The 2,378-nt window shown below is 32.5% G+C and carries 2 protein-coding genes; one reads left to right on the top strand and one right to left on the bottom strand.

The window, feature by feature from the left end:
* Window positions 1-543 precede the first annotated feature (543 nt).
* A complete protein-coding gene (locus M3226_RS31220) occupies window positions 544-1,548 on the top strand; it encodes a DUF3231 family protein (protein ID WP_251573381.1) in 1,005 nt (334 codons plus the stop codon).
* 148 nt (window positions 1,549-1,696) lie between these two features.
* Here M3226_RS31220 and M3226_RS31215 read toward each other — a convergent pair whose 3' ends face one another.
* Complete coding sequence (locus M3226_RS31215; protein ID WP_251573379.1) at window positions 1,697-2,107, bottom strand: hypothetical protein; 411 nt, start codon at window positions 2,105-2,107, stop codon at window positions 1,697-1,699.
* Window positions 2,108-2,378 lie beyond the last annotated feature (271 nt).

The following is a 2,378-nucleotide window of genomic DNA, read 5'->3' as shown; positions in this document are numbered from 1 at the left end:
ATCTATTCAACTGAATTCCATAGATCAATGAATTAGACGCTCTCCCCTTTTTAAAAAATGAATGAGCTGCGTCTTCTTTAGTATTGCCTTTTTATCGAAGGTACAGAAGTAAATTTTCATGGTAGTTCAACAAGCACCTTCTCCTATTACTTAAAATCATCGAAGTTTGCAATAACAACACTTTTTTATTAGGGATTCCACTGAATAAATTTGTTTCTCAGATTAACAATAACCTTAGTGTTATCTTTTAACACTAAACTGCAATGTGGAGGGATTTACTTTGAACATTCTTTTTAGCTTTTTGTCAACCCTAATTAATATGGGTATTAGAGCAGCGTTCTTAATCAGTAATATAACCTCCAAATTAACATCTTTGTTAAGAATGCCATCTTTAACTTAAAGCTTTGAGTATTCCGCAAATCCATTATTCGCATTGATGTAGATAAAGGTGAGTATAGAATTGTGCTTGCCTTTTTTCGTGAATTCCAATAGTAAATTCATATCACTTGGTGAATTGGTAAATAATATCCAAGAGGTGACAGGATGGAAAAAGATAAATTAAAACTCACATCTTCCGAAATAGGAACTTTATGGGGAGAGTATGTAAATGGAACAGCCGTTGATATTGTAAATAGATATATGGTCTCTATTATTGAGGACGAGTCAATAAAAGCAATTTTTGAGGATGCTATCAAGACTTTCAAAAAGCAAAAGCAACAAATCGTTGCTTTTTTGGAGAACGAGAAATTTCCAGTTCCCATTGGATTTACTGAATCTGATCTTAATAAAGGTACAGAAAGATTGTTCACTGACATTTTTTGCTTAAATTATTTACATATTATGAATTTACACGGTTTGCTGGGACACTCCACTTCATTAGGTGTTTCTGTCAGAGAGGACTTAAGGTTTTTTTACGACTCGTGCGATAACGATGGGAAAAGGATGTATCATCAAACAATTGATTTATTGCTTGAAAAAGGAAATTTTCAGAGAGACCCTTTATTTTATCCTGCTGAAAACCCTGAATATGTTTCCAGCAAAGATTTCGCAGATGGAATTTTCGGAAAGGGTAGAATGTTAGCCGCAACAGAAATGATAAGTATTTCTTTCAACCTAAAAAAAAGTATTATGGCAAAAACTCTTGCAATTGCATTCAGTCAAGTCTCACAAACAAAAGAAGTAAGAAAATTTTTAGAGCATGCTGAAAAAATAGCTGATCAACAAATAAAAGATTTTTCAAAAATTATGCAAACGGATAATTTACCAGTTCCTAAGTCGTGGGAAACTGAAGTTACAACTTCAACAAACTCTCCTTTTTCCGATAAGTTAATGTTGTATCATATTGGTTTCTTATTCCAAGCTGCACAGGCGTATCACGGGGCAGGTTTAGCATCTGCAATGCGAACAGACCTTGTATCTACTTACGAAAGCACCATTCTACAAAATCTAATGCTTACTAAAAAATGGTTTAATCTTATGGTGCAAAATAAATGGTTAGAACAACCGCCCCTCGCCCCTAATAGAAAAGAAATTGCAAAAGAAAAATAACTTAAAATGCCCTTCCCAATCGGTCGGGCATTTTAAGTTTTAGAAAATCATTGTTCCACTAAACTCCCCCTTTAGTTGAACAAGAAAGATGGCTGCCCGTCAGCAACCCCATCTTTAACATAAGCCCCTATATTTAAAGAACCAACTTTTATATAACTCTGATGCCTTCAACCGCTAACATATGGATTGGTTTCATCTGAACTAAAGAAACTATTCCTAATCGTTTTAATAATTTCATTCCTGAAAAGGCAAACAAGATATGACTAATTGCATTGGTAATTATATATAATAATGGCTTGCCGTAAGTTAATTTTAGACTCCATAAAGACAAAATTAAGTAAGGACCTAATATAAAAATATCTCCTGAAATTTTAGGATGAATACTATTATAAAACTTCCACCAATTTCGTTTTTTAGCAGTAATGTTATTTATTTTTACGACACAACCAATAAGTATAGTTGCTGGAAGAAATCGTTTTATTGTACTTCGTCCCAAAAGTGGTATTGAAAACCATGGATGAATCATCATAAGGATTAATAAAAATCTTGAATGCCTCACAATTAACACACCCCCTATTTCAATCTATCGAAAATATTACTTATTTTACGTGCATTTTTGTAAACGAGCACAATATTTCAGTTATTCATTTTCACTTTAGTCCAGAAAAAAATCTGAAATAATTTGCTTGTTTTTTCATTTTATTTCAGATTGTGAAAAATCTTAATCAAATTATTTCAGCTTAAAAATAACGAAAAGAAAACCCCTAAAAAGGGGCATCAACTCGAATATATTGACGTATATTTATCCGGATCTTATACACTTCTTGTGT

The organism is Neobacillus cucumis (genome assembly GCF_023715505.1).
Note: the sequence above shows the minus strand (reverse complement) of the source record. Positions and strands in the feature narration are given on the sequence as shown.